Source organism: Streptomyces sp. bgisy027, from assembly GCF_057710365.1.
Genome location: NZ_JBYIVZ010000006.1, coordinates 104232 through 130780 on the forward strand (window position 1 = coordinate 104232; position 26549 = coordinate 130780).

General features: G+C 72.0%; 30 protein-coding genes and 1 riboswitch. Of the genes, 8 read left to right on the top strand and 22 right to left on the bottom strand.

What is annotated here, in order from left to right:
* Positions 1 to 24: 24 nt before the first annotated feature.
* The 13 genes from AC3ETA_RS08395 to AC3ETA_RS08455 are packed head-to-tail and all read right to left on the bottom strand — an operon-like array spanning position 25 to position 9939.
* The gene (locus AC3ETA_RS08395) at positions 25 to 309 is read right to left on the bottom strand and encodes a gas vesicle protein K (protein ID WP_432192171.1); all 285 of its coding nucleotides are present in this window, start codon (positions 307 to 309) and stop codon (positions 25 to 27) included.
* A complete protein-coding gene (locus tag AC3ETA_RS08400; RefSeq protein WP_030953078.1) occupies positions 306 to 494 on the bottom strand; it encodes a gas vesicle protein in 189 nt (62 codons plus the stop codon). Before AC3ETA_RS08400 ends, AC3ETA_RS08395 begins: the two co-directional genes overlap by 4 nt.
* Positions 491 to 1285 carry a GvpL/GvpF family gas vesicle protein gene (locus AC3ETA_RS08405; RefSeq protein ID WP_432192172.1) on the bottom strand — a complete coding sequence of 265 codons (795 nt, stop codon included), beginning with the start codon at positions 1283 to 1285 and terminating at the stop codon, positions 491 to 493. The genes AC3ETA_RS08400 and AC3ETA_RS08405 overlap by 4 nt, the downstream gene beginning before the upstream one ends.
* Positions 1282 to 1629, bottom strand: coding sequence for a gas vesicle protein (locus AC3ETA_RS08410; protein WP_432192173.1), 348 nt, complete (start codon positions 1627 to 1629; stop codon positions 1282 to 1284). The genes AC3ETA_RS08405 and AC3ETA_RS08410 overlap by 4 nt, the downstream gene beginning before the upstream one ends.
* Positions 1626 to 2747 carry an SRPBCC family protein gene (locus tag AC3ETA_RS08415; protein WP_432192174.1) on the bottom strand — a complete coding sequence of 374 codons (1122 nt, stop codon included), beginning with the start codon at positions 2745 to 2747 and terminating at the stop codon, positions 1626 to 1628. Before AC3ETA_RS08415 ends, AC3ETA_RS08410 begins: the two co-directional genes overlap by 4 nt.
* A complete protein-coding gene (locus tag AC3ETA_RS08420; RefSeq protein WP_432192331.1) occupies positions 2744 to 3379 on the bottom strand; it encodes a DNA primase in 636 nt (211 codons plus the stop codon). The genes AC3ETA_RS08415 and AC3ETA_RS08420 overlap by 4 nt, the downstream gene beginning before the upstream one ends.
* Complete coding sequence (locus AC3ETA_RS08425) at positions 3379 to 3639, bottom strand: gas vesicle protein GvpG (protein WP_330357056.1); 261 nt, start codon at positions 3637 to 3639, stop codon at positions 3379 to 3381. Before AC3ETA_RS08425 ends, AC3ETA_RS08420 begins: the two co-directional genes overlap by 1 nt.
* 4 nt (positions 3640 to 3643) lie before the next feature.
* Positions 3644 to 4411 carry a GvpL/GvpF family gas vesicle protein gene (locus AC3ETA_RS08430; RefSeq protein WP_432192175.1) on the bottom strand — a complete coding sequence of 256 codons (768 nt, stop codon included), beginning with the start codon at positions 4409 to 4411 and terminating at the stop codon, positions 3644 to 3646.
* Positions 4408 to 4833 (bottom strand): gas vesicle structural protein GvpA, encoded by a 426-nt coding sequence (locus AC3ETA_RS08435; RefSeq protein WP_432192176.1) that lies wholly within the window; start codon positions 4831 to 4833, stop codon positions 4408 to 4410. Before AC3ETA_RS08435 ends, AC3ETA_RS08430 begins: the two co-directional genes overlap by 4 nt.
* 52 nt (positions 4834 to 4885) lie before the next feature.
* Positions 4886 to 5218 carry a gas vesicle protein GvpO gene (locus AC3ETA_RS08440; RefSeq protein ID WP_432192177.1) on the bottom strand — a complete coding sequence of 111 codons (333 nt, stop codon included), beginning with the start codon at positions 5216 to 5218 and terminating at the stop codon, positions 4886 to 4888.
* A 58-nt stretch (positions 5219 to 5276) separates the two neighbouring features.
* A complete protein-coding gene (ligD, locus tag AC3ETA_RS08445) occupies positions 5277 to 6203 on the bottom strand; it encodes a non-homologous end-joining DNA ligase (RefSeq protein WP_432192178.1) in 927 nt (308 codons plus the stop codon).
* Complete coding sequence (locus AC3ETA_RS08450; protein WP_432192179.1) at positions 6200 to 8047, bottom strand: transketolase; 1848 nt, start codon at positions 8045 to 8047, stop codon at positions 6200 to 6202. Before AC3ETA_RS08450 ends, ligD begins: the two co-directional genes overlap by 4 nt.
* Positions 8044 to 9939, bottom strand: a complete 1896-nt coding sequence (locus AC3ETA_RS08455; protein ID WP_432192180.1) for an NAD(P)/FAD-dependent oxidoreductase — start codon at positions 9937 to 9939, stop codon at positions 8044 to 8046. The genes AC3ETA_RS08450 and AC3ETA_RS08455 overlap by 4 nt, the downstream gene beginning before the upstream one ends.
* 244 nt (positions 9940 to 10183) lie before the next feature.
* Here AC3ETA_RS08455 and AC3ETA_RS08460 point away from each other — a divergent pair, with 244 nt between their 5' ends.
* Complete coding sequence (locus AC3ETA_RS08460) at positions 10184 to 11275, top strand: enolase C-terminal domain-like protein (RefSeq protein WP_432192181.1); 1092 nt, start codon at positions 10184 to 10186, stop codon at positions 11273 to 11275.
* Between the two features lie 66 nt (positions 11276 to 11341).
* On the opposite strand, the gene AC3ETA_RS08465 is transcribed toward AC3ETA_RS08460, so the two are convergent.
* Complete coding sequence (locus AC3ETA_RS08465) at positions 11342 to 11842, bottom strand: phage holin family protein (RefSeq protein ID WP_432192182.1); 501 nt, start codon at positions 11840 to 11842, stop codon at positions 11342 to 11344.
* 97 nt (positions 11843 to 11939) lie between these two features.
* Here AC3ETA_RS08465 and AC3ETA_RS08470 point away from each other — a divergent pair, with 97 nt between their 5' ends.
* Positions 11940 to 12287, top strand: coding sequence for a VOC family protein (locus tag AC3ETA_RS08470; RefSeq protein WP_030963221.1), 348 nt, complete (start codon positions 11940 to 11942; stop codon positions 12285 to 12287).
* A 225-nt stretch (positions 12288 to 12512) separates the two neighbouring features.
* Here the strand turns inward: AC3ETA_RS08470 and AC3ETA_RS08475 are convergent, their stop codons facing one another.
* From AC3ETA_RS08475 to AC3ETA_RS08505, 7 genes are all read right to left on the bottom strand, one after another.
* Entirely contained in the window at positions 12513 to 13061 is a 549-nt protein-coding gene (locus AC3ETA_RS08475) for a GNAT family N-acetyltransferase (protein WP_432192183.1), read from the bottom strand.
* A 19-nt stretch (positions 13062 to 13080) separates the two neighbouring features.
* Complete coding sequence (locus AC3ETA_RS08480) at positions 13081 to 13335, bottom strand: LapA family protein (protein WP_432192184.1); 255 nt, start codon at positions 13333 to 13335, stop codon at positions 13081 to 13083.
* 56 nt (positions 13336 to 13391) lie between these two features.
* A complete protein-coding gene (locus AC3ETA_RS08485; protein ID WP_432192185.1) occupies positions 13392 to 15170 on the bottom strand; it encodes a CocE/NonD family hydrolase in 1779 nt (592 codons plus the stop codon).
* Between the two features lie 141 nt (positions 15171 to 15311).
* Entirely contained in the window at positions 15312 to 16247 is a 936-nt protein-coding gene (locus AC3ETA_RS08490) for a S66 peptidase family protein (protein WP_432192186.1), read from the bottom strand.
* Entirely contained in the window at positions 16244 to 18208 is a 1965-nt protein-coding gene (locus AC3ETA_RS08495; RefSeq protein WP_432192187.1) for a prolyl oligopeptidase family serine peptidase, read from the bottom strand. Before AC3ETA_RS08495 ends, AC3ETA_RS08490 begins: the two co-directional genes overlap by 4 nt.
* A gap of 5 nt (positions 18209 to 18213) precedes the next feature.
* Positions 18214 to 19518, bottom strand: coding sequence for a M20/M25/M40 family metallo-hydrolase (locus AC3ETA_RS08500; protein ID WP_432192188.1), 1305 nt, complete (start codon positions 19516 to 19518; stop codon positions 18214 to 18216).
* The gene (locus AC3ETA_RS08505) at positions 19511 to 20344 is read right to left on the bottom strand and encodes a M55 family metallopeptidase (RefSeq protein WP_432192189.1); all 834 of its coding nucleotides are present in this window, start codon (positions 20342 to 20344) and stop codon (positions 19511 to 19513) included. Before AC3ETA_RS08505 ends, AC3ETA_RS08500 begins: the two co-directional genes overlap by 8 nt.
* Before the next feature lie 78 nt (positions 20345 to 20422).
* A riboswitch (cobalamin riboswitch) is annotated at positions 20423 to 20550 on the top strand.
* Positions 20551 to 20836: 286 nt separating this feature from the next.
* On the opposite strand from AC3ETA_RS08505, the gene AC3ETA_RS08510 reads away from it, so the two are divergent.
* The 6 genes from AC3ETA_RS08510 to AC3ETA_RS08535 all read left to right on the top strand — a co-directional run bounded on the left by AC3ETA_RS08510 (position 20837) and on the right by AC3ETA_RS08535 (position 25684).
* Positions 20837 to 21538, top strand: coding sequence for an energy-coupling factor ABC transporter permease (locus AC3ETA_RS08510; protein WP_432192190.1), 702 nt, complete (start codon positions 20837 to 20839; stop codon positions 21536 to 21538).
* Positions 21535 to 21903, top strand: coding sequence for an energy-coupling factor ABC transporter substrate-binding protein (locus tag AC3ETA_RS08515; protein ID WP_432192191.1), 369 nt, complete (start codon positions 21535 to 21537; stop codon positions 21901 to 21903). Before AC3ETA_RS08510 ends, AC3ETA_RS08515 begins: the two co-directional genes overlap by 4 nt.
* A 3-nt stretch (positions 21904 to 21906) precedes the next feature.
* Positions 21907 to 22656: a cobalt ECF transporter T component CbiQ gene (cbiQ, locus tag AC3ETA_RS08520; protein WP_432192192.1), complete on the top strand. Its 750-nt coding sequence runs from the start codon at positions 21907 to 21909 to the stop codon at positions 22654 to 22656.
* 136 nt (positions 22657 to 22792) lie between these two features.
* Complete coding sequence (locus tag AC3ETA_RS08525; protein WP_432192193.1) at positions 22793 to 23656, top strand: energy-coupling factor ABC transporter ATP-binding protein; 864 nt, start codon at positions 22793 to 22795, stop codon at positions 23654 to 23656.
* 113 nt (positions 23657 to 23769) lie between these two features.
* Entirely contained in the window at positions 23770 to 25266 is a 1497-nt protein-coding gene (locus tag AC3ETA_RS08530; protein ID WP_432192194.1) for an APC family permease, read from the top strand.
* 1 nt (position 25267) lies between these two features.
* A complete protein-coding gene (locus AC3ETA_RS08535; protein ID WP_432192195.1) occupies positions 25268 to 25684 on the top strand; it encodes a universal stress protein in 417 nt (138 codons plus the stop codon).
* Positions 25685 to 25800: 116 nt separating this feature from the next.
* Here the strand turns inward: AC3ETA_RS08535 and AC3ETA_RS08540 are convergent, their stop codons facing one another.
* Complete coding sequence (locus AC3ETA_RS08540; protein ID WP_432192196.1) at positions 25801 to 26526, bottom strand: class I SAM-dependent methyltransferase; 726 nt, start codon at positions 26524 to 26526, stop codon at positions 25801 to 25803.
* Positions 26527 to 26549 lie beyond the last annotated feature (23 nt).

Consider the following 26549-nt stretch of genomic DNA (forward strand, 5'->3'; position numbering starts at 1 on the left):
TTGATTCGACTTCCCGAGTCGAATTCACTCCCTGGGAAGCAGCGGTCCGAGCGGCCCGAGGTCCAGATTCAGGTCCTCGGGCCGCAGCCCGTACCGCTCCCGGAGTTCGGTCATCCGGTCGTCCAGCAGCATCAGCGTCAGCCCGATCCGCTCCTCCTGCTCCTCGTCCAGTTCGCCCGTGTCGAAGCGGCGCAGCGCCTGGCGTTCCATGAGCTGGCGGAGCAACTCGACGACCGTCAGGACGAGTTTCACCAGGTCGCGCTCGACCGTGTCGGGATCGAGGTCCAACCGGTTGCGCGGTGACGTCATGTCAATTCTCCCCAGGGCGACGGGACCTGCTCGTTGACGGAGCTGATCAGCGCGTTCAGGTCGATGCGCACGAGGTCGACGTCGGCGATGCGCAGGGTGATGTCGCCGGTGACGACGACGCCCCCGGCGAGCAGCCGGTCGAGCAGGTCCACGAGTGCGACCTCACGGCGTTCGACGACGGTCACCGCTCCACCTCCGTCTCCTCGGCGAACTCACCGGTGAAGGAATACGCCGCCCAGGGTCCGGTCAGTTCGACCCGGATTCCGGGGGCGTCGTCCTTCTCCCGGTCCACGAGTTCCACGAATTCCTCGGAATCCGCGCGCGGCACCAGATAGGCGGCGTTGAGCACGTTCTGTCCGGACGCCCCGGACAGCGCGGCGCTCTGCGGGGCATGCAGCCGGGCTTCCTCACCGAAAGCGGAAAGCGTCTCGTGCAGCCGGCCGGCGAATTCCGTGGCCCGCTGCCACACGTCCTCGCGGGCGCGCGTCTGCGTACGGCGCCGGCGCAGATAGTCACGGCCCGACCCCGCACCGTGCTCGGGCGGGCCGGGCGCGGTGGGCTCGGCGACTTCCGTGGGCTGTGGCTCCACGAACACCTTGACGCCCCACTCCACCCGGCCATCCAGCCGGTCCAGGACGCGCAGGAAGTCCGCCTCGCGCGCCTCCATCATGGTCCGTACGCCGCTGTCGTCCCGGAAGACGGTGCCCAGACGCAGCGGCAACGGCGTGGTGACGGCGGTGAGCGCGTCGATGACCTGCTGATGGGCGCGGGCCGTGACGGTGAGCCAGTCGAGGTCCTCCAGGTGGGCGCGCAGCGGCGCCTCGGCGAAGTCGGCCTCGGGCACCGTACTGACTACGGCGACCAGGCCGTGGTGGGTGAGCTGTTTGGGCGGCGCCCCGGCGACCCCGGTCAGCTGCGCCTGGAGGGCGGAGCGAAAGGGACGGCACACGGCGTAGACGTAGCGCAGAGCGGTCATGGGGCCTCCTTCTGTCCGCGAGCGACTTCCCCGGCGGGCTCCAGCTGCTGCAGCCGCTCCAGGCGCTCACGCAACTCGGCGTTCTCCCTGGCCAGTTCGTTGCGGCGGGCGCGGGAGGACAACGCGGGGTCGTCCTCCCACCAGTCGATGCCCATCTCCTTCGCCTTGTCGACGGAGGCCACGATGAGGCGGAGCTTGATGGTCAGGAGCTCGATGTCGAGCAGGTTGATCCGGATGTCGCCCGCGATCACGATGCCCTTGTCGAGCACCCGTTCCAGGATGTCCGCGAGGTTGGCTCCGCTGCCCTGGCTGTAGGGCTCGGGCAGCCTGCTGGACATGGTCATCGCCGGCTCCCACTGCCTGCGTACTCGTCCTCGTCCTCGTACGCGGCGTCTGCTTCGTCCTCGTACTCGGGCTCGTCCTCGTACGCGTCCTCGGGCTCCTCCTCGCCCTCGCCGTCCTCGGTCTCCTCTACCTCCTCGTCCTCGTACTCGCCCTCCGGCTCCTCGTCGGAGTACTCGGCGTCCTCGTCGCCCTCGCCGTCCTCGTCCTCGTCCTCGTTCTCTTGGTACTCCTCCTCGTCCTCCTCCGCGACCGCGTCCTCATGGGTGCGGACGACCTCGCCGTCGCGGATCTCACCGCGCCAGCCGTCCTCGGCCTCTCCCTTGAGGGTGATGAAGCGGACGAAGTTCTTGAGGTCGAGCCGGGCCCGGCGGCCCTGGGCGCGCCAGATGTTGCCGGTCTTCTCGAACAGGCCCTTGGGGTAGTACTCGATCACCAGCAGGACCCGGGTCAGGCCGTCGGTGAGCTTGTGGAAGGAGACGACACCCTTCGTGGTGCCCTTGCCACCCTCCGAAGTCCAGGCGATCCGGTCGTCCGGCAGCTGCTCGGTGGTGTGCGCCTTCCAGCCGCGGTTGGACCAGAACACCTTCAGCTGCCAGTCGGAGGTCGTGTCGTCGGCGCGGTTCGCGCTCTTCACGCCCTTGGCGAAGGTGCTGAAGTCCTGGTACTGGGTCCACTGGTCGTAGGCGGTGCGCAGCGGCACGCCGACGTCGATGTGCTCGATGATGACCGTGGGCTTCTTGCCCGCCCCGCCCTTGTTCTTGCCCTTGCCGCCCCCGCCGAGGTTCTTGAACGCGTTCACGACGTTGTCCTTCGCGCGGGTTGCGCCGAGTTCCAGCGCGCTGCGCAGCGGCCCCTTGCCCTCGGCGAGCTTGCGCCCGCCGTCGAGGGCGAGTTGTGCGAAGCCGGGGCTGCGGCCGTCGGCGATGTCGTTCAGTTTGAGGGTGGTCTCGCCGAGCTTGCGGCCCGCGCCGGTCAGCAGCCGCGTGGCCTGCGCGGCGAGGTAGTCCTGAAGTTCTGCCTTGAGCCGGTCGGCCGCCTCACTGTTGGCGAGGCCGGACAGCGGCTGTTTCGCCGCTCCGCCGGCCGCGGAGCCCGCGGAGCCGAGTGTCTCGGTCATGACTCGTCACCACCCTTCGACCGGCGTGCCCCGGCCGTCTGCCGGGACGCCGACCTGGCGGCGCCTCCGGTCCGCTTCGCCGCCGCCTTCTTCCTCGGCGCCGTCCGCTTCGCGGGGGCCTTCCCGGCCGCGCTCTTCGCGGTCTTCTTCGCCGCGGGCTTCTTGGCCGCGGCCTTGCGGGCCGGCTGCTCACGCTCTTCTTCGTCGTTCGCGGAGTCCCTTGCGGAGCTCTTTGCGGAGCTCGTTGTTGACTCCTCCGGCTCGTCGCCGTCCGCGTCCGGCTCGTCCTTCGCATCGAGATCCGGCGTCGGCACCGCGCCCGTCAGCTGCTCGCGCACCTCGGCGGTGCGTCCGTGCAGCCGGTCGGCGAACGCGTCGAGCTGCCGCTCGACCATGGCGCCCGAGGCGGCCTGGCCGACACCGCGCAGGTCCTCGCGGAGCTGGTCCCCGATCTCCTTGAACTGCGGGTTGTTCTTCAGCTGCCCGGAGACCAGGTCCATGATCCCCTGCGGGGTCAGGTTCAGCCGCTTGCCGGCCACCAACGTGCCCAGCGCGAACGCCAGTTTCATCTTCTTGGTACGTCCGAGGACGTATCCGGCCCCCACTGCGAGGCCCAGTCCCACTCGGTTCATCATGCCGTCCCGTCGCTGTTCCCGTAGCCTGCGCGCAAGCCGATCTCGAGCCGGTCGAGGAGTTCGTCCTCCTGACGGTCGAACTCGTCCTCGTCGATCTCGCCCGCGGTCAACCGCTCCTCCAGCCGTGCCAGTTCGGCGCGCACGGCACTCGGGTCGTAGTAGATGCGTTCCGCTTCGCTCAGCACCTGTCTGATCACCCATCCGCTGCCGCGCACCGGGGCGAACGGCAGCAGCAGTACCTCTCCGATCAGTCCCATGACCTCACTCCTCCGCATGCTCCGCGGCGCTCGCGGTGGCGGGCTCGGCCGGGCCGGGCTCGACGAAGCTGTACGGCGGCAGCGGGCCGTTGACGCGCAGTTCGAGGTGCGGATGGCCCGAGCGGAGCTGTTCGACCGCGGTGAGGAAGTTCTCGGCCCCCTCGCGGTCCACCAGGAACGACACGTTCGCGAGCCAGCCGCTGGAGTCGGGGCCGACGCTGACGGCGTCCGCGGCCGGTTCCAGGGTGTGCTGCACATCGGTGGCGTCCTCGGCCTCCTGGGCCTTGACAGCGGCGACCACCATCTCGCCGAGGTGGAGCCGCTGGTCGTAGGTGCCGCCGCCGGACTGCCTGTTGGCCTCGGTCATGGCCCGGATCTCCGGGTTCTCGGCCAGCACGCGGTGCAGCACGGCCTCCTCGGCGTGCGACGCCTTGACGTTGTACTCGACCTTGCCGTCGAGAGCCGTCAGACGTTCCTTGTAGTGCTCACAACGTTCGGCCAGGACCGAGCTGACGGTGTCGTCGTCGGGCGCGACGCTGCCGAACCGCATGGGCAGCACACAGCCGGCCGCGCCCGCCTCGGCGATCACGTTGGAGTGGGCGAGCAGCTCCCTGCGCTTGGGGCGCAGCCCGTCCGGCGCGTCGCTGACGAGGGCGGCGAGCTCACCTTGCCTGAGCACCCGCACCGGGCGGGCGGGTTCACCTATGCCGCCCATGTCCTTCGGAAGCGCGGGGTGCGAACTCGCGGTGATGCCGTACACGTACGTGTTCACTCCTGCTCCTCCTTCCTGCGCGACGCCGTGGACTTGCGAGTGCGCTGCCTGGGCCGCTCCTCGCCTTCCTCACGTGCCTGCTTGAAGGCGTCGGAGACGGTCTCGGCGGCGCCGGACAGCGCCCCCTTGGACTTGCCTTTCGCACCGGACTCGGTGATCTCCCCGACCAGGTCGGGCAGGCCCGGGTCCTTGCGCGGACCGGCCTCCAGGTCGAGCCTGTTGCAGGCCTCGGCGAAGCGCAGATAGGTGTCCACGCTGGCCACGACGACCCGGATGTCGATCTTCAGGATCTCGATGCCGACCAGGGAGACCCGCACGAACGCGTCGATCACGAGCCCCCTGTCGAGTACGAGTTCCAGTACGTCGTAGAGGCCGCTGCTGCCGCCTCCGCCGCCGGTCTGCTGTGCCGGGACAACGGTCATACCGTGCCTTCCTCCTTGTCTCGGGGCGGGGTGCTGGGCGGAGGCGGGCGACCTACCGGCCGCCCCGCCTGTGTGCGTCGGAGCGCCCACGCTCGTAGCGGCGCACGCGCCGGTACCCGGTGAGATGTCCCTGTGGGTCGAGATCGACCTGGTAGCTCGCCATCAGGCTCATCGTGTCGGGCACGCGGGACAGTTCCAGGACCTCGATCTCGAGGGACCAGCCGTCCTCCGACTGCTCGAAGGACGTCACCTTCTCCGCGTCCGCACCGGTGAGTTCGGCGAGCTGCGTCCGTGCCTGACGCAGGACCTCCATGGGGGCCGGACGTTTGCCTGCCCCGCCTGTCTGCCGTCTGGATGTCTTGGGTGTGTTCTGTGAATCATTCATGGCGCCTCCGACGCCGAGTGGCCTGAGAGACGCGGGTCAAACACCTGGTTCGGCTTCTTCAGCCCTTGAGTGAGTCGAGCCTGCGGCGGGCCGGTCCCAGCGCGCGGGCCCGGCCCATCAGCCCGGCCCACGGATCGCTGCGCGCCTTCTCCACGGCGTCGGCGATCGTCCAGCGCCGTGCGTGGAGGTCCGGGTCGTCCAGGTCGGCCCAGGCGATCGGCGTGGCCACGGGGGCTCCTGGGCGGGCGCGGACGGTATAGGGCGCGACCACCGTCTGTGCATAGGCGTTGCGCTGCACATCGAGGTACAGGCGGTCCCCGCGCTCCTTCTTGCGGGCGGCGGTGGTGAACCGGTCCGGGTGGGCGGCGACGAGCGTGTCGGCCACGTCCCGCGCGAACTCACGGACCTCGTCGAAGCCATGACGTCCCGTCAGCGGTACGACGACGTGCAGCCCGCGTGACCCGGTGGTCATCGGCGCCGAGGGCAGCTCCAGTTCGTCGAGCAGTTCGCCGAGGAACTCGGCGGCCTTTCGGACCTGTCCGAAGCCGTCGTCGGCCGGGTCGAGGTCGAAGACCAGCCGGTCCGGGCAGTCGGTGCTACTGGTACGGGAGAGCCAGCGGTGCAGGGTGAGGCAGGCCTGGTCGGTGAGGTACAGGAGGGTCGCGGTGTCGTCGCAGACCGTGTGACGGACGGTGCCGTCCTCCTTGGGCAGTTCGACACGGGTGATCCAGTCCGGGTAGTGCTCCGGAGTGTTCTTCTGCATGAACTCGGGCCCGTCCAGCCCGTCGGGACGCCGCTCCAGCATCAGCGGGCGGCCCCGCAGGTGCGGCAGCATGAACCGGGCGACGGAGCGGTGGTAGTCGACAAGGTCGCCCTTGGTGTACTCCTGCGCGTCCCCGGCACCGGGGAAGAGCACCTTGTCGACCCGTTTGACCTCGACGGTACGACGGCCTGCCCGCACTCTCCTCGTACCGCCGTCGGTCACCGTACGACCGCCTCCTCCACCAGCAGCTTGCCGGCGGCGGCGATGGACGCGGCGTCGATCCCGGCGGCGTGCAACTGCTCGTCCGGGGACGCCGAGCCCGGCATCGTGCGCACGGCGAGCCGCACCAGGCGCGGTACCGGGCGCCCGTCGAGGAAGGCGTCCAGGACGGCGTCGCCGAGGCCGCCCTCCTCGTGGTGGTCCTCCACCGTGAGCAACAGGCCCGTCTCCTCGGCGGCCTGCCGGAGCGTCGACTGATCGACCGGCTTGACGGAGTAGAGGTCGATCACCCTGATGGCGATGCCCTCGCGGGCCAGGACGTCGGCGGCGGCCAGCGCCTCGTGCACGGTGACCCCGGCCGCGACGACGGTCAGCCGGTCGTGGTCCCCGGCGCGCAGCACCTTGCTGCCGCCGACCGGGAACTCCTCGTCGGGGCCGTAGATCACCGGGCCGGCGCCGCGCGAGGTGCGCAGATAGCGGATGCCGTCGAGGCCGGCCATGGCAGCGACGAGCTTCGCGGTCTGGTTGGCGTCGCACGGGTACAGCACGGTCGAGTCGTACACCGCCCGCATCATCGCCAGGTCCTCCAGGCCCATCTGGCTGGGCCCGTCCTGCCCGATGGCGACCCCGGCGTGCGAGCCGACGAGGTTGACGCCGACGCCGCTGATGGACGCCATGCGCACGAAGTCGTGGGCGCGGGTCAGGAAGGCGGCGAAGGTGGAGGCGTACGGCACCCGGCCGCGCGTGGCGAGGCCCACCGCCGCGGCGACCATCTGCTGCTCGGCGATGTAGCACTCGAAGAACCGGTCGGGGAATTCCTTGGCGAAGAACTCGGCGCGGGTGGAGTCGCTGACCTCGCCGTCGAGGGCGACGACGTCGGAGCGTGCGGAGCCGAGCGCGGCGAGCGCCTCGCCGTAGGCGTTGCGGGTGGCGACCTCGTCCCCCTTGTCCCAGCGGGGCAGTTCGAGGTGTCCGTCGGGCACGGCGTGCAGGGCGCGGGTCGCGGGCGGCTCGTGGACCCGGACCCGCAGGTCGCGTGGTCCGCCGAGTTCGGCGACGGCCGCGTCGGCGTCCGGCAGCGGCTTGCCGTGCAGCCCCTCGCGGTCCTGGACGTCGGCGACGCCCTTGCCCTTGAGGGTGCGGGCGAGGACGACGGTGGGCTGCCCGGTGGTGGAGCGGGCCTCCCCGTAGGCACGGTCCACGGCGTCCACGTCATGGCCGTCGACCTCTATGGTGTGCCAGCCGAAAGCCTGGAAGCGGCGGGCGTAGGCGTCGAGATCGTGGCCGTGCCGGGTCGGGCCGCGCTGGCCCAGCCGGTTCACGTCCACGACGGCGGTCAGGTTGTCCAGGTTCTCGTACGCCGCGTGTTCGGCGGCCTCCCACACGGAACCCTCGGCGAGTTCGCTGTCCCCGCACAGCACCCACACCCGGTAGCCGGCGCGGTCCAGCCGCTTCCCGGCCAGCGCGATGCCGACGCCGATCGGCAGTCCCTGCCCGAGCGAGCCGCTCGCGGTCTCCACCCACGGCACCCGGCGCGGGGTGGGGTGTCCTTCGAGACGGCTGCCGATCCGGCGGAAGGTGAGCAGCTCGCCGTCCTCGATGGCGCCGACGGCCTTGTAGGCGGCGTACAGCAGCGGCGTGGCATGCCCCTTGGACAGCACGAACCGGTCGTTGCCCGGGTGGGCGGGCCGCTCGAAGTCGTACCGCAGATGCCGCGCGAGGAGAACCGCCATCAGATCGGCGGCCGACATCGACGACGTCGGATGCCCCGACCCCGCGGCTGCGGACGCCCGCACACTGTCCACCCTCAACTGCTGGGCCAGCTCGGTGAGTTCGGCGGTGTTCATGAGTCTCCTTCCGAGGAGGCGGGCGAGCGGGGTTCCGGCGGGGCGAGGGTCGAGGGATCCCTGGGGCGATGCTTGTGGACGGCCGGCGCGTCGGAGGAGGAGGCGCCCGGAGTGTGCTCGGCAGCCTGGATCAGGTCCGGCTGCTTCACAGGGCCCGGGGGCTCGGCGTGCCGCGCGGCACCGGGGTCCTGGACCGGATCCGGCTCCTTCACCGAACCCGAAGGCTCACCGTGCCGCGCAGCTTCGGAGTCCAGGACCGAATCCGACTCCCTCACCGGACCCGGGGACCCGGCATGCCGCGCAGCTTCGGAGTCCAGGACCGAATCCGGCTCCCTCACCGAACCCGAAGGCTCACCGTGCCGCGCAGCTTCGGAGTCCAGGACCGAATCCGACTCCTTCACCGGACCCGGGGACCCGGCATGCCGCGCGACACCGGAGTCCTGGACCGGATCCGGCTCCTTCACCGGACCCGGAGGCTCGGCGTGCTTGGCGGCGTCGGGATCGCGGATGCGGTCCGTCGGTTCGGCTCCCTCAACGGCACGCGACCCCTCGGCCGGCCCCGTGCTGCCCGCCCGCGCCTTCCCGGGGCCGCCCGGCACCCGGGCCACCTCCGGCGAGGCCGTGTCCAGCGGTACCGACCACGATCGTACGAGGCCCAACTGGACGGCCTGGCGCGGCAGTACGGCGTCCAGGAGCCAGTCGGCGGCCACGCGGACGCGGTTTCCGGGCATCGCGGCGAGGTGGTAGCCGCGGGTGACCGCCCCCGCGGCCACTCCGGACAGGGGGATGCCCAGCGGGTTGGCGGCTGCCTTGACGCCGCCGAGGTCGACGACGAAGCCCAGGTCGCGGTGGCGGTAGGCGCGCCGCTCCCCCAGGCCCAGTGACGCGGCGACGTTGTGCGCCACGGCCTTGCCCTGCCGCCAGGCGTGCTGGGCGGTCATCGGGGTGTAGGCGCCGGGATTCTCCAGGTCGGGCACGGCGGCGGCGTCCCCGGCGGCGAACAGTGCGGGCCGGCCCGGCACCTGAAGGTAGGGGTCGACGAGCAAGCGGCCCTTCTCCAAGGGCAGTTCGAGCGACTCGGCGAGCGGGTCGGGCCGTACGCCGACGCACCACACGAGGGTGCGGGTGTCGACGGACTCGCCGTCGGTCAGCAGCACCCCGCGATGGGTGGCCTCCTTCACGGAGGTGCCCATCCGCACCTCGACACCCCGCTGCCGCAGCACCCGGTCGGCGGTGCGCGACAGGCTCTCGTCGAGCTCGGGCAGGACCCGCCCGGCGATGTCCAGCAGCAGCCAGCGTGGCCGTATGCCCGCCCGCAGGGGGCGCCTGCGGAGCTGGGAGTCGGTGAAGAGTTTGCCCTGCGCGGCGACCTCGGTGCCGGTGTATCCGGCGCCGACGACGACGAACGTGCAGCGTTCCGCGCAGCTCGCGGGGTCGTCGGCGGCTGCCGCCAGCTCCATCTGCCGGGTCACGTGGTCCCGCAGGTACAGCGCCTCGGGCAGGCCGCGGAAGCCGTGCGCGTGCTCGGCGACGCCGGGGATGGGCAGCAGCTTGTTGACGCTGCCCGCGGCGAGGATCAGCCGGTCGAAGGGCAGGGTGCCGCCGTCGCCCTCGGGGCCGGTGTAGCGCACGGTGTGCCCGTCGAGATCGACGGCGTCGGCCTCGCCCAGCACGAGCCGGACGTCCGGCAGCGTGCCGGTGAGCGAGACGGTCACCCTGCGTGGCTCCAGGATGCCGGCGGCGACCTGGGGCAGCAGGGGCAGATACAGGAAGTAGTCGGTCGGGTTCAGCAGGGTGACTTCGGCTTTGTGCCGGGTGAGCCGGGACAGGGCGCGGGCCGCCCGGTACCCGGCGAATCCGGCGCCGACGATCACGATGCGGGGTCGACTCACGGTGCGCCTCCGACGCTGTCGCGTACCTCGGAGCCTTCCGCGTCCCCCGGGCCAGGACCGCCAAACGTCGGCCCGGGAGCCACGGGCCTCCGCCGCGCCGACCTGCCCGGGCCGGTTTCCGGCGGCGCCCGCGGGTACTCGGAGGACGATCCGTCCGCCCCGCCGAGGCGGCACTCCCGGAGGTGTCCCGCATGTTCGCGTACGGCCAGGTCACGGCGAGCGTGGAGTGGGACGGGCCGGCGCGATGAAACTCCGTCGCCCCGTCGTCTCCGTGTACACGGTGCCCACCGACGCCCCCGAGGCGGACGGCACCCTGAGCTGGAACTCCACGACCGTGGTGATCGCCGAGGTGACCTCGGGCGACACCACCGGCACCGGGTGGACGTACGGTCCGGCGGCGGTCGGCGACTTCCTGCGCGACCATCTCGCTCCGCTGGTCGAGGGCCGCGGCGCCCTGGACGTCCCGGCGGCGCACGACGCGATGTGCCGCGCGATCCGCAACGCGGGCCGCGCGGGCGTCGCCGCGTGCGCGGTCTCGGCGCTGGACATCGCCCTGTGGGACCTCAAGGCCCGGCTCCTGGAGCTGCCGCTGGCGCGGCTGCTGGGAGTGTGCCGGGAGCGGGTCCCCGTGTACGGCAGCGGCGGTTTCACGACGTACCACGACAAGCATCTGGCGGCGCAGCTGAACGGCTGGGTGCACGGCCAGCGCATTCCGCGCGTGAAGATCAGGATCGGCGAGGACCGGGGCCGCGCGGCCCTGCGTGACCTGGACCGGGTGCGGACGGCACGCCAAGTGATCGGCCCCGCAGCCGAGTTGTACGTCGACGCGGGCGGCGCCTACACCCGCAAACAGGCGGTCCGGGTCGGCCACGGGCTCGCCGGGCACGACGTCGGCTGGTTCGAGGAGCCGGTGTCCTCGGACGATCTGACAGGTCTGCGGCTGGTCCGCGACAGCCTGATGTGCGACGTCACGGCCGGTGAGTACGGCTACGACCTGCCGTACTTCGCCCGCATGATCTCGGCCGGGGCGGTCGACTGCCTCCAGATCGACGCCACGCGCTGCGGCGGTCTGACGGAGTTCGTACGTGCCGCCGCCCTCGCCCAGGCCCACGGCCTGGAGGTCTCGGCCCACTGCGCGCCGCATGCCCACGCCGCAGTGGCCGCCGCGATCCCCAATCTGCGGCACATCGAGTGGTTCCACGACCATGTGCGTCTGGAGGACATGTTCTTCGCCGGCGCCCTGGACCCGACGGGCGGCACGGTCACCCCGACCCACGGCCTCGGACACGGGCTGACCCTGCGGACGGACGAGATGGAGCAGTACCGGGTGGCCTGACAGCCCCGGTGACGAACGAAGGCCCTGCCGTCCCGGCAGGGCCTTCGTTCGTCACCGCGCCCGGATTCACGCCCGGTGGTGCGGCGGCTCGGGACCGATGTCGTCGGGACGCGGTGTCCGCGTCCCGCCCGTGCCCGGTGCTCCCGCCTCCGGCGGTCCGGGCGGCATCGGCGGATACGGCATGCCGAGCCCGCCGGGCGGAGTGCCCGGCGCCGTGCCGCCGAGGGTGCGCCCGTGTGCGGCTCCGGTCGCCGTGTCCGGCGCCGGCCGGGACGCGGACGGCCGTGCCGCGCCGCGCAGCAGGTAGGCCAGCACACCGAGGATCACCGCGGTGATCAGTGCGGCCGCCCAGTCGGGCAGCGCGGCGGCGAGGCCGAGCCCCATCGCGAGCGCGAGGGCCGCGCCCGCGTACAGGGCGACGGCGCCGGACCCGGCGTACAGCACGGCCCGGCGGCGCTGCCGGCGCGTCTGCTCGCGCAGTTCGTCGCGCACGGTCTCCCGCGCCACCTGCGCCAGCTCGTCGACCAGTTCCTTGTCCAGATGCTCAAGATGATCCAAGCGATCCATGGGCGCCGGGTACCCCCGCCGGCATCGGCATAACGGGGAGTGCGGGGATCGCGTGAAACGATCTCCGTATCGGTCCGCGCCCAACTAGGCTTCCCGCATGGACATTCTGGGAGCCACGCTGCGCGTATGCGTCGACGACCTGGAGACCGCGGTCCCCTTCTACGAACGCCTCGCCGGCGGCAGAGCGCTCCGCTTCGAACGCGGCGGTGTCCAGGTGGCCGCGGTCGGCTGCTTCCTGCTGATGAGCGGCCCCGCGGCCGAGCTGGAGGTGCTGCGCAAGGTCGCCGCGACGATCGCCGTCAAGGACGTCGAGGAGGCCCGGCAGGTGCTCAGCGAGCTGGGGGCGCACATCGTCGCCGGGCCGATGGCGACCCCCGCCGGGCGCAATCTGATCGCGATGCACCCGGACGGGGCGATCTACGAGTACGTGGACCGCCAGGCGTAGCCCAGGGCCGTCACCACCACGTCGGTGAGCAGCGCCCCGGCCGGGCCCTCCGGGTCCAGGTCGGGCTCGTAGACGGTCACCACGGCCCGCAGACAGGGCCGCAGCCGGTCGGAGCTGAGGGGGCGTCGCGCGCCACGATGTTCCGCATGCGCCCCGTCCTCTCTCCGAATCCTCCGCGACGCGAAATCGGCACTCGATGCCATGGCATCGCGATGACGACCGGCTTCAGGGCCGCATCTCGGCGGTGATCGCCCACCGTTCGTGATCGCGCCAGGCCCCGTCGACGAAGAGCATGTTCGGCGAGAAGCCCTCCAGGCGGAAGCCGCAGGCGCGGGCGAGGGCGGTGGAGCCGGTGTTGGCCGGCTGGACGTTGATCTCCAGCCGGTGCAGCCGCATCGGGCCGAAGGCATGACCGACCACCAGGTCGAGGCCCTGCCGCATCAGGCCGCGGCCGGCCGCGTGGGAGAAGGCGCCGTAACCGAGGGCACCGCTCTGGAAGGCGCCCTCGACGATGTTGTTGATGTTGACGAACCCGGCGATCCCCCCGCCGTCCTCCTTCGCGCACACCAGGAACCCCGCCTTGGTCGGATCCTCGATCAGCCGCCCGGCATAGGCGGCGTACGCGGCGTCGCCGTCCGGCGGGAAGAGCCACGGACGGTGCAGCTCCTTGCTCTCCCGGGCACGCGCGGTGAACTCGGCGGCGTCCTCGTGGGTGAAGTGGCGTATGCCCACGCGGGGGCCTTCGGCGAGGTAGCGGGACGAGGGCTGCGGCATTGCGCCAGCCTACGACCCGCTAGCGGCGACGTCGCATGAAGTAACCGCCGAACAGTGCGCCGACGATGCCCATGGCCAGCAGCGCCAGCCACAGCGGCATCGTCACCAGGGGGATCAGCAGCCGGATCTCGGTCTCGCGGGTGTTCTCGAAGATGAAGATCAGCGCGAGGGCGGCGAGCACCAGCACGGCGATCCTGCCGGGGGTCATCGCCCCGGACAGGCCACCCCGCTTCCCGCCGGCCTTCGAGCCGCTCTCCGACGTCTTCGCGGTCATACCACCAAGGATGCTCCCGAAGTGGCGATCACGCACGGTGAGCGGCCCGCCGGGCGCTAACCGATCACCGGCAGCCGGAGCACCCCGGTGTCGTGGGGCGCGCTGACCACGGTGACCGGCTTGATCCCCCGGTTGCCGAAGTACGCGTCGTCACTCGCCGCGATCACGAACCGCAGCCGGTGCCCCTTCTCGTACCGGTGCACGATCCCCGGCAGCGTGACGGTGAAGCTCCGCCGCACGTCGGGCACGCGCACCGGTGCGACGAGCCGGTGCACCAGCGTCCGGGTGCCGTCGGGGGCGATGTCGTACAGCTTGGCGAAGAGCACGAGCTTGTCGGCCGCGTCCCCGGAGTGCTGGGTCCGCTCGGCCCGCGGGGAGCTGACCCGGAGCGTGGCCCGGGGCGCGCCGACGACGTCGGTGGTGCGTGCGAACGGCTCGCCGGTCCAGGCGAGGTGGGTGCCCGGGGTGTCGTACGGCGCCGGGTCCGGGAGGCCGATGAGTCCGGCGAGCGAGCTCTCCGAGTGGCTGGTGGGCACGAGCCAGTTGGTGTACGTACGGCTGCCGCGCTTCACCTCGTGGCGGTTGTCGACGAGCTTGCCGTCGCCGGAGAGGTAGAGCGTGCGGCTGAGCGCGGGGACGCGGTCGGCGGTGGCGTAGGTGTGCTCGGGGTCGGTGATCCAGTCGCGGTAGTAGGCGAAGGCGGGTCCGGTGTCGACGGCGTGCCCGCGCAGGTAGCGGTCGAACCAGGCGAGGACGCGGCGGCCGACGTAGCTGGTCTCCAGGTTGCCCTGGCCGAGGTTGAGTTCGCCGGAGGCGGGGTCGGTCATGCCGCCGCTGTGGCCCCAGGACTGCCAGATCATCTTGGTCGGGGTGCCCTGGTCCTTGAGGGTCCGGTACGTCGCGGTCGCCTCGTTGAGGTTGAAGAGGCTGTCGGCCTGGCCCTGGACGAGGAGGGTGGGCGCCTTGACGCGGTTCAGGTACGACACCGGCGAGACGCTGCGGGCGTAGGCGAGCAGGTCGGCGGTCTGTTTCGGCGGGTAGCGGCCGGAGTTGAGGGTGCGGATGGTGTCGCAGGCCTTGGTGACGAAGTGCAGGCAGGCCATGGAGTTGATGCGGGAGGGGTCGAGGTTGGGCTCCAGCAGCGGCTGTCCCTCGCCGATCAGGTAGAAGCCGTTGGCCCACTGCCACTTGAAGGAGCCGGGGACGCTGCCGCCGCCGACGGCGTTGTTCGGGTCGAGGGAGTACGCCAGGTCGTTCCAGGTGATCATCGGCACCAGTGCGTCCAGGCGCCGGTCGACGGCGGCCGTGGCGAGCTGGACGGCCCCGCCGTAGGAGCCGCCGACCATGCCGACGCGCGGGTCGCCCGGGGCGTCAAGGATGACGTAGTCGGCCTTCGTGCCGTCGTCGGCGGCGCGCCGGCCGCCCAGGAAGTCGACCAGGCCGGAGGCGGCGACGCCGTCGAGGGCGGGGTCGTCGAGGGAGATCAGGCAGCCGGACCTGCCGAAGCCGAGGCCGGAGTAGACGAGGGAGACGTAGCCGCGCTCGGCGAAGGACTTGCCGATGATGTCGGTCGAGCCGTCGGACTTGCTGCCGCCGAAGCCGTTGGTGGCGACGACCGCGGGTGCGGGGTGGGCGCGTTCCACGCCGGCGGGGCGGTACAGGTCGGCGTCGACGGTGCAGCTGCGGTCGCCCGCGCGGACGGTGAACTTCAGGGCGGTGACGGTGTACTGGCCGGTCGCGGCCGCGGCCGGTGCGGTGAGCGCGAGGGGTGCGGTGAGCGTGGCGCCGAGGACGAGAGCGAGTGGGGCTCGGGATCTGGGCACACGACGGGACACGGAGACCTCCACACTGAGGCACGTCGGGACAGCCCTGCATACCGACCGGTAAGTACTGGCCGGTTGCCATGGTGTGACACGTGTCAGGCGAGGTCAATCGCCGTGACGGAGGTTTCTTGACGGAGGTTCAGTGAATCGAGTTCAGCGCAGAGCGGGCTCGTCGAGCGTCAACGTCCCCGCCTCGGCGTCGAGTTCCGCCCTCGCCCCGAACGGAATCGTCAGCGCGCCTTCACCGTGCCCGAACCCGAACTCCTCCACCACGGGCACACCGAGGCCACCCAGTCGGTCCAGGAGCAGCGCACGCACCCGCTCGTACGGCCCGCACTCCTGCCACGACCCGAGCAGCACACCGCGCACGCCGTCGAACAGGCCGGCGCGCAGGAGCTGGGTCAGGCAGCGGTCGAGCCGGTACGTCCGCTCGCCGACGTCCTCCAGGCACAGCAGGCCGCCGCGTGCGGAGGCACGGGCGTGCGGGGTGCCGGTGTCGGCGGCGAGCAGGCTGAGGCAGCCGCCGAGCGTGACGCCCCGCGCCCGGCCCGGGACCAGCGCGGAGCCGGTGGAGGTGATCGTGCGCACCGACTCCGGATCGAAGAGCGTGGCCCTCAGGTGCTCCTGCGCCCGCGCGTTCTTGATGAAGTCGACGCCCGCCGCCGCCGGCCCGTACAGCGTGCCGATGCCCAGCCGGGTCGCGAACGCCTCGTGCAGCACGGTGATGTCGCTGAAGCCGACGAAGACCTTCGGCCCGGCCGCGGCCATCGCGTCCCAGTCGAGCAGGTCGACCATCCGCTGCGCGCCGTAGCCGCCCCGGGCGCACAGCACGGCGTGCACGGACGGATCGCACCAGGCCCGCTGGAGGTCGGCGGCACGGTCGGCGTCCGTGCCCGCGAGGTAGCCCAACCCACCGTGCCGGTCGAGCGCATGGGGCGCCACGACCGGGTCGAGGTCCCAGCCGCGCAGCACGTCGAGCCCGGACTCCAGCCGTTCCTCGGCCACCGGTCCGCTGGGGGCGACGACGGCCACGCGGGCGCCGGGGGCGAGTCGGGACGGCCGCTGCAACGGCCGTACGGAGTCGGTCACTTGGCGAGCTCCAGCTTCGGGATGTCGGGCGGGTCGATCCCGAAGACCTGAGCGTACAGGGAGAGCTCGGACTCCAGGACGCGGACCATCGTCTCCGCCCTGCGGAACCCGTGTCCCTCCCCCTCGAAGGCGATGTAGGCGTGCGGCACGCGTCTGCCCTCCATCCGGGCGAGGAACCGCTCGCACTGGGCGGGCGGGCAGATCACGTCGTCCAGGCCCTGGAGCAGCAGGAACGGCACCGTGAGGTGCTCGGCGTGCTCCGCGGGCGAGCGCTCCAGGTACCGTGCGGGCACCTCGGCGAGCGGTCCCACCAGGGACTCCAGGTACTGGGACTCGAAGTCGTGGGTCTCGCCCGTGCCCCAGCCGGCCAGGTCGAGGATCGGGTAGAGGATGGTGCCGCACGCGAAGACGTCGGTCGTGGTGAGCGAGGCGGCCGTGGTCCAGCCGCCCGCGCTGCCGCCCCGGACGGCGAGCCGCCGCCGGTCGGCGGTGCCCTCGTCGGCGAGGGCCAGCGCGACGGCCGCGCAGTCCTCGACGTCGACCACACCCCACTGCTCGCGCAGCCGGTTGCGGTACTCCCTGCCGTAGCCGCTGGAGCCGCCGTAGTCGACCTCCGCGACGCCGATGCCGCGGGAGGTGAAGTAGGCGATGGCCAGGTCCAGCACGAGGGGCGCGCGCGAGGTGGGGCCGCCGTGCGCCCAGACGACATAGGGCGGCGGGGTGTCGCCGGGGGCCACGCAGCCGGGGTTGTGGGGCGGGTAGATGTGCGCGTGGATGTCCTGGCCGCCGGGTCCGGTGAAGGTGCGGATCTGCGGCTCGGGGTAGTAGGCGGGGTCCACGGCGTCGTCGTGCGCGGCCCCGATCACCCGGGTGCGGCCGGTGCCGGCGTCCAGCTCGACCACCTCGTAGGCGCTGCGCGGGCTCGCTCCGACGGCGACGACCCGCTCGCCGTACGCCGCGAGCGTGGGCGCGAACTCGGTCCAGGGGCCGGCCGCGTCGACGATCTCGCCGGTCTCCGGGTCGAGCACCCCGAGGGCCGTCGCGCCACGGCCGTGCACGACCGCGACGAGCCCGCTCGACAGGGGCGCGAACCAGCTCAGGCCGAGCTGCCACAGCGGCCCGCCGAACTCCTCCTCGCGGGGGCACAGCGGCACGCCGTCGCGGTAGAGGTTCCACCAGCCGCTGCGGTCGCTGACGTACAGCAGCCGGCCGTCGGGCGACCAGTCGGCCTGGGCGATCGACTCCTCCAGGCCGCCGGCGACGGTCCGCGGGCTGCCGAGGGTGCCGTCCGTCGCGACGTCGGCGACGAGCAGTTCGGTGCCGTCCCACGGCATGTGCGGATGGTCCCAGGTGAGCCACGCGGCCTGCCGCCCGTCGGGCGAGATCCGCGCGCCGGTGAGGAAGCGGCGTCCGTCGTCGGTCAGTTCGCGTACGGCGCCGCGGTCCCCGGCCGCCGAGCCGTCCAGCGGTACGGCGGCCAGGACGCGCCGCACGTCGGTGGGTCCGGAGCCGGTGAACTCCTCCAGCACGCACCACACCTCGCCGAGGTCGAGCCGCAGCCGCGGCTCCACCCAGCGCAGTCCGCCGCCCACCTCGGAGACGGGGGTGAGCGGACGCGGCTCGCCGCCCTCCTCGTAGCGGTAGAGCCGCTGGTCGGCGAAGTCGACGAAGACGACGAGCGGCCGGCCGTCGGCGACGGCACCGGCCCACGGCTGCCCGCCGTACTCGATGACCCGGCTGCGCACGTTCCACGGGGCGGGCAGCACCGACTCCTCGCCGCCGTCGGCGCGGCGCCGTACCAGGGTGTACCGGCCGCCCTCGGTGGGCCGGGCCTCGGTCCACCAGGCCTCGTCCCCCACGAAGCCCACGAAGTCGGGCCGCCCCTCGTGCGCCGCGGCGACGGCCGCGTCGATGGGCGAGGGCCAGGAACCGTACGCCAGCGTCCGCACTGTCTCCCCCAACTCCACTAGGCCGTACGCAGAAAACGGTCGAGCACGCGGACGCCGAAGTGCAGTGCCTCGATGGGCACCCGCTCGTCGACGCCGTGGAACATGGCCCCGTAGTCGTAGCCCTCCGGCAGCTTCAGCGGTGAGAAGCCGTAGCCGGTGATGCCGAGCCGTGAGAACTGCTTGGCGTCGGTCCCGCCGGGCATGCAGTACGGCACGACGTGCCCCTCGGGTGCGAACTCCTCGACGGCCGCGCGCATCCGGGCGTACGTCGGGGAGTCCACGGGTGACTGGAGGGCCACCTCGTGATGGTGGAACTCCCAGTTCACGTCAGGTCCGGTGAGCTGGTCAAGGGTGGCGCGGAACTCGTCCTCGTGACCCGGGAGATATCGGCCGTCGACATGGGCGACGGCCTCCCCGGGGATGACGTTGACCTTGTAACCGGCCTCCAGCATGGTCGGGTTGGCGCTGTTGCGGACGGTCGCCTCGACCAGCCGGGCGGCCGGTCCGAGCTTGTGGAGCAGGCCGTCCACGTCGTCCAGGTCGGCGTCGAGGCCGTAGAGCGCGGCGAGTTCGGTGAGGGCGGCGCGCACGGTCGGGGTGAGCCTGAGCGGCCACTCGTGGGCGCCGATGCGGGTGACGGCCGCGGCGAGGCGGGTGACCGCGTTCTCCCGGTTGGGGCGCGAGCCGTGCGCGGCGCGCCCGTGGGCGGTGAGCTTGACCCAGCCGGTGCCGCGCTCGCCGGCGGCGAGGGGGTAGAGCTGCCGGCCGCTGCCGTCGTGGAAGGTGAAGGCGCCGGACTCGCCGATGCCTTCGGTGCAGCCCTCGAACAGCGCGGCGTGCCGGTCGGCGAGGAACCCGGAGCCGTCCTCGGCGCTGGCCTCCTCGTCGGCGGTGAACGCGATCACGACGTCCCGGCGGGGCCGTACGCCCTCGCGGGCCCAGGACCGCACGACGGCGAGGATCATCGCGTCCATGTTCTTCATGTCGACCGCGCCCCGGCCCCACACGACGCCGTCGCGGATCTCCCCGGAGAAGGGGTGCACGCTCCATTCGCCGGCCTGCGCGGGCACCACGTCCAGGTGACCGTGCACGAGGAGCGCGTCCGCCGACGGATCGGTGCCCTCGATGCGGGCGACCACGTTCGTCCGGCCCTTCGTGCGCTCCAGCAGGGCGGGGTCCAGGCCTGCCTCGGCCAGCCGGGCGGCCGCGTACTCGGCGGCGGGGCGCTCCCGGCAGTCGCCGCCGCCGCGGTTGGTCGTGTCGATGCGGATGAGGTCCGAGGTGAACGTGACGACTTCGTCCAGTGCCTGCCCGTCAGCCATACTGCTCCTCCACCGAGGCCGAGGCGATCGTGGTGACCGCCTTGAAGGTACGGATTCCCTCGTACATTCGCTCGCTGGTGTACGCCACCTTGCGCTCGCCGATACGTTCGACGCCGGGAACGACGGTGACGGCCATCGCGAGGTGTTCTGCGTCGAACTCGACGGCGACGGTGAACGGCCCGCCGCGCACCGGCTCGTGACGGACCGCCAGCCCGGCCGCCTCCTTGGCCGCGGCACGGATGTCGGCGGCCGTCCTGGCCGGCGTACGGCACACCGCCGCGTACCGCGAGACGTGGTCCTTGACGGCGACCTTCAGCGCCCCGGGCGCGTAGCCGAGCGCGTCCTCGCAGGCCAGGTCGTCGCCGGTGACGAGCACCACGGGGACGCCGTACTCGGCGACGACGTGCGCGTTCAGCAGGCCCTCGCTGGCCCGGACGTCGTTGAGCCAGACGCCTGTGATCTGGTTCGCGAGGTAGGTGTGGGCCAGAACACCCTCCATGCCGGCGCCGGCGTGGTAGCCGACGAAGGCGATGCCGTCCACGTCGCCGTGCTGCACACCCTCGACCATGGACAGCGTCTTGTGCCGGCCGGTGAGCATCTCGGCCCGCTCGTCGAGCCGTTCGAGCAGCAGATTGCGCATGGACCAGTGCGCCTCGTTGATGAGGACGGCGTCGGCGCCGCCGTCCAGGAATCCCAGCACGGCGGCGTCCACGTCGGAGGTGAACATCGCCCGGCAGCGCTCCCACTGGGGAGTCCCCGGGAGCACGTCGGCCGGCCAGGTCACACCGGTGGCGCCCTCCATGTCGGCGCTGATGAGGATCTTCATGCTCGATCACGTTACGCGCCCGGAAGGGAACCCGCCACGAAGCGGACGAACGCCGCTTTCACACCTTTGGGGTGTGCTTGTCAGCCACCCGCCACGGGCACTACTGTCACCACGCCTTGGTGAACGGGAAATCCGGTGTGATGCCGGTGCGGCCCTCGCCACTGTGAATCGGGAAGTCCGGCTCCTGCCCTCGCGGGCAAGCCACTGGGTCCTAGGGCCCTGGCGCCACATTCCCGTCTGCCGCGCGACGCCTGGCACGCACGCTCGCCGCGTTGCCGAAGCGCCCACGTGGCTCCGCCACGAGGGCGCTCCGGCGCCTTGCGATCGCACGCGCCAGACGCCGCGCGGCCCGCCCTTCGGGCGGACGACGGGAATGTGACGCCAGGGCCCTAGACCCGGGAAGGCGGAGCACGGGCGGTGTCACCCGTCAGCCAGGAGACCGGCCAAGGCACGTCAACCATCCACGAGGTGCTGGAGAGGGTCTGCTGAGCCATGCACATAGCCGAGGGTTTTCTGCCCCCGGCGCACGCGGTCGCCTGGGGCGTCGCGTCCGCGCCGTTCGTCGTACACGGAGTACGGTCACTCACCCGTGAGGTCCGGGAGCATCCGGAGAGCACGCTGCTGCTCGGCGCCTCCGGGGCCTTCACCTTCGTCCTGTCCGCGCTGAAGCTGCCGTCGGTGACCGGCAGCTGCTCCCATCCCACCGGCACGGGCCTGGGCGCCATCCTGTTCCGGCCGCCGATCATGGCGGTCCTGGGCACCATCACGCTGCTCTTCCAGGCGCTGCTGCTCGCGCACGGCGGCCTGACCACGCTCGGCGCCAACGTCTTCTCGATGGCGATCGTCGGGCCCTGGGCCGGCTACGCGATCTACAGGCTGCTGCGGCGCTACGATGTGCCGCTGATGGTCGCCGTGTTCTCCGGCGCGTTCGTCGCGGACCTGTCCACCTACTGCGTGACCAGCGTCCAGCTGGCGCTCGCGTTCCCCGACCCGGGCAGCGGATTCCTGGGCGCGCTCGGCAAGTTCGGCTCCATCTTCGCCGTCACCCAGATCCCGCTGGCGGTGAGCGAGGGCCTGCTGACGGTGCTCGTGATGCGGCTGCTGGTGCAGTCCAGCAAGGGCGAACTGACCCGGCTGGGCGTGCTCCTGGCCAAGAAGCAGTCCCGCAGCGAGACCGAGGCGGTGGCCCGATGAGCAGGAACACCAAGATCAACGTCCTGCTGCTGCTCGTGGTGGCCGCGCTCGCCGTGCTGCCGCTGACGCTCGGCCTGGGCGACCACAAGGAGGAGCCGTTCACCGGCGCCGACGGCGAGGCGGAGACGGCGATCACCGAGATCGAGCCGGACTACGAGCCGTGGTTCTCGCCGCTGTACGAGCCTCCGTCCGGCGAGATCGAATCGGCCCTGTTCTCCCTCCAGGCGGCGCTGGGTGCCGGTGTCCTCGCCTACTACTTCGGACTGCACCGCGGACGCAGGCAGGGTGAGCAGCGGGCCCTGCAGCGGGTCACCGAGGACGCCGCGGCCCGTGGCGCCGAGGAGCCGAAGGCCGACAGGGTCTGACGGATGCTGCCGATCGACGCGGCGGCGCACGGCAGTCGCTGGCGCCGCCGTCATCCCGTGGACAAGGCCGTGCTCGGGCTCGGTCTCACCGTGCTCGCGATCTCCCTGCCGCCCTGGCCGGGTGCCGCGCTGGTCCTGGTCACCGCGCTGACCGTGCTGCTGGGCCCGGCGGGCGTGCCCGGACGGCGGCTGTGGCGGGCGTACCGCGTGCCGCTCGGTTTCTGTGTGACCGGCGCGGCCACGCTGCTGGTCCAGGTCGGCGGGGGGCAGGGCTTCGTGTCCCTCGCCGCCGACGGGCCGCTGCGCGCCGGTGAACTGCTGCTGCGCACCTCGGCGGCCTCGCTCGGGGTGCTGCTGTTCGCGTTCACCACGCCGATGTCGGACCTGCTGCCCCGGCTGGTGCAGGCCGGCGTGCCCGCGCCCGTCGTGGACGTCGCGCTGGTGACGTACCGCATGAGCTTCCTGCTGCTCGACTCGGTGCGCCGGGTGCGGGACGCGCAGGCCGCCCGGCTCGGGCACACCACCCGCGCCGCGACCTGGCGTTCGCTGGCCGGGCTCGGCGCGACCGCCTTCGTGCGCTCCTTCGAGCGGGCCACCCGGCTCCAGGCCGGGCTCGCCGGGCGCGGCTACGACGGCACCTTGCGCGTCCTGGTCCCCGAGGCGAAGGTCTCCGTCCGTTTCACGGCCGCGAGTTGCGTCCTGCTCGCAGCGCTGGCCGTCGTCACCCTCGTACTGGAAAGGGCCCTGCCATGAGCGAGCCCACCGCCCTCGTCACCGCCCGGGACACGACCGACCCCCACCAGAGCGGCCCCATCGCACGCACGGCCACAAGCCACTCCCCACTCACGACACCCGCCACCCCCACCCCCGCACCGAAAAAGGCCCAGCCATGAGCGAGCCCACCGCCCTCGTCACCCTGCGGGGCGCCTCCTACGCCTACGAGGACGGCCCCGTCGTGCTCAGCGGCCTCGACTTCGACGTCCGCGAGGGGCGGGCGCTGGCGCTGCTGGGGCGCAACGGCAGCGGCAAGACCACGCTGATGCGGCTGCTCAGCGGTGGACTGAAGCCGCACGACGGCCGGTTGGCGGTCGAGGGGACGCCGGTCACGTACGACCGCAAGGGACTGACCCGGCTGCGGACGACCGTGCAGCTGGTGGTGCAGGACCCCGACGACCAGCTGTTCGCCGCGTCCGTCGCGCAGGACGTCTCCTTCGGCCCGCTCAACCTCGGTCTGCCGGACGCCGAGGTGCGGGCGCGGGTCGACGAGGCGCTGGCCGCCCTCGACATCACCCGGCTGGCCGACCGCCCCACGCATCTGCTGTCGTACGGGCAGCGCAAGCGCACGGCCATCGCCGGGGCCGTCGCGATGCGGCCGCGTGTGCTGATCCTCGACGAGCCGACCGCCGGGCTCGACCCCGACGGCCAGGAGCGGCTGCTCACCACCCTCGACGGGCTGCGTGCGAGCGGCACCACGGTCCTCATGGCCACCCATGACGTCGACCTCGCGCTGCGCTGGGCCGACGACGCGGCGCTGCTGACCCCGTCCGGTGTCCGCACCGGTCCCGCGGACACGATGCTGGCCCGCACCGAACTCCTGCGGGAGGCCGGCCTGCGGCTGCCCTGGGGCATCGCGGCGGCCGGGCTGCTGAGGGCGCACGGCCTGCTGGCCGACTCGGCACCGGGTCCGCGCGACGCGGACGAACTGGCCGCCCTGGCGGCGCCCGCCACCCCCACGATCACGGCCGACGGCTGAGGTTCCCGGGCGTTGGGCACACGGGTGATACATCCCGCGACCGGCCGCCAGAGCCCCGGCTGACGCCGCGGTTGCCTGTTTCATGAGGTCACGCACGACCGAAGTGAGGCAGCATGGCCGAGGCCACCGAGGACACCAGCCCGCCCGAAGGACTGAAAGCCGACGCGATCGGGTTCGTCGACGCCCTCGTCATCGGGCTCAACGCCACCTCGCCCGCGTACTCGCTGGCCGCGGCGATCGGCCCGGTCGTGGCCCTCGTGGGTGTGTACGCCCCCGGCGTCATGCTCGCGTCGTTCGTCCCGATGCTGATGATCGCTTCGGCGTTCTACTACCTCAACCGGGTGGACCAAGACTGCGGGACGACCTTCTCCTGGGTCACCCGGGCGATGGGCCCGTGGGCCGGCTGGCTCGGCGGCTGGGCCATCACGATGACCGGCGTCCTGGTGATCGGCTCGCTGGCGGACGTCGCGGTGACGTTCGCGCTGATGGCCTTCGGCCTCGACAGCTGGGTCGGCAACGAGTTCGTGCGCCAGACGCTGACGGTGCTGGTCATCCTCGGCATGACGGCCCTGTGCGTGATCGGCACGGAGGTGTCGGCCAGGGTACAGAACGCGCTCATCCTCGCGCAGGTGGCCTGTCTCCTGGCGTTCGCGGTGGTGGCGATCTACCGGGTCTACGCCGACACGGGTTCGCTCGACGCCGTCGATCCGGCGTTCAGCTGGCTCAATCCCTTCGGGGCCGGCGGTGCCGAGCTGACGGCGGGTCTGCTGCTGGGCGTGTTCATCTACTGGGGCTGGGAGTCGGCGGTGAACCTCACCGAGGAGGTCGAGAACTCCGCCACCGCCCCCGGCAGGGCGGGCGTGTGGTCGACGGTCATCCTGCTGGTGACGTACGTGTCGGTCGCCTACGCGGTGGTGGCCTACGCCGGACCGGCGTATCTGGCCGAGAACGCCTCGGAGGAGGAGTTCATCTTCGCCCTGCTCGCCGACGAGGCGATGGGCACCTGGGACTGGGTCGTGCTGCTGGCGGTCTCGACGTCCGGGCTGGCGTCGACACAGACGACGATCATCCCCGCCTCGCGCACCGCGCTGTCCATGGCACGCCGGCATGCGCTGCCCGCGCACTTCGGGCACATCCACCACCGGTTCCGCACTCCCGACGTGAGCACGTGGTGGGTGGCCGCCATCGCCATCGCCTGGTATCTCGTCGTGCGCCAGATCAGCGAGAACGCCTTGTTCGACTCGCTGACCGCGCTGTCGCTGCTGATCGCGTTCTACTACGCGCTGACCGGCCTCGCCTGCGCGGTCTACTACCGCCGCCATCTCACCGAGAGCCTGCACAACTTCCTGCTCATCGGCCTCGGCCCGCTGGTCGGCGCCGGACTGCTGACATGGCTGCTGGTCGAATCGGTCAGTGACATGTCCGACCCCGCCAACTCCTACAGCGGCGTCTCGTGGTTCGGTGTCGGCCCGCCCCTGGTCATCGGCATCGGGATCGCTCTCGCCGGGGTGATCCTCATGGTCGTGTGGCGGTTCGTGTCCCCCGTGTTCTGGTCGGAGCGCCCGGAGGTGGCCGACCCCGCACTCGTGCCCGGCCACAAGGAGCCCTGAGATGACGGTCGTTCTCGGATACGACGAGTCCCCGGGCGCGGTGCGCGCGCTGCACGTCGCCGTCGAGGTGTCGGGCGCCTTCGACGAACCGCTCGTGCTGGTCCACGGCGCGGCGGCGCCCGGCTCCCTCGGCGAGGAGTACGCGGCGCACCGCGACGCCCTCCGGGAGGCCGGGCGCACCGCGCTCTCGCACGCGGTCCAGGTCGCCGACGAGGCAGGGGTGCGCACCACCGTCGAGGTCATCGACCAGAAGCCGGCGGAGGCCCTGATCGACGCCGCGACACGTCATGCGGCGCGGGTCATCGTGGTCGGCAGCTGGGGTGAGAGCCCACTGCGCGGAGCCCTGCTGGGCGCCACACCCCACAAGCTGCTGCATCTGGCGCGCATCCCGGTGCTGTGCGTGCCCACCGAACCGTGAGACCGCGGCGTACGGTTCAGCTCGCGGCAACGCCAACTGATCGCCGGCAGGCATGAGTTCGCCCTCCGGCGGGCAGCAGGCACGGCGGAGGGCGTTGGCCGTCGGGCGCGAGTCCGTCAGGCCGTGCGGCCCGCCACCACCCACTTCGACGGCAGCTCGATCCGGGTGCCGTCGGGCCCGTACTCCGCGGTGATCAGGGACAGTTCGCCGCTCGCGAGGACGCCGAGGCCCGCCGCGCGCAGGAGCTCGGGCACCGCGTCGTCGGCCACCTCGCCCGGGGCTATGCCGTGCCGGAAGATCGGCGCGAGTTTGGGCGGCGGCCCCGACGGGCTCTGCGCCAGGCCCATGAGGACGGGTTTGGCCTCCTGGGAGAGCTCCACGAGGAAGGCCCGGCCGCGCTCGCCGACCAGCGTGGCGATGCCGTTCACCAGCTGCTGACGGTCCTCGGGCTCGGCCTGGTGCAGCACGCCCCGCATATAGACGTTGACGTCCCCGAGCTCGGCGTGCAGCGTCTCCGCGTCGGTCTTCTCCACGGCGTCGAACAGCCGGTACGTCGCCTGCCCGGCGGGGTCGGCGTGGCGGGCGTGGTCGAGGGCCGCGGCGGACAGGTCGACGCCGACGACGCGCGGGAAGCGGTCGGCGAGGAACCGGGTCTGGGTGCCGTTGCCGCAGCCGAGGTCCACCATGGCCAGCCCGGGATCGGTCAGATGCGCCTCGAACAGGGCCAGATGGCGTCCGGCGGTCAGGGCCGGCTCGGCGTCCCAGAACACCGCCCCCTGTTCCTCGGGGGCTTCACGCCAGAAGCCCTCCCAGGCCTCCCGGTACCGACTCGTCACGCTCATGACCGACTCCCCAGGTAGCGCTG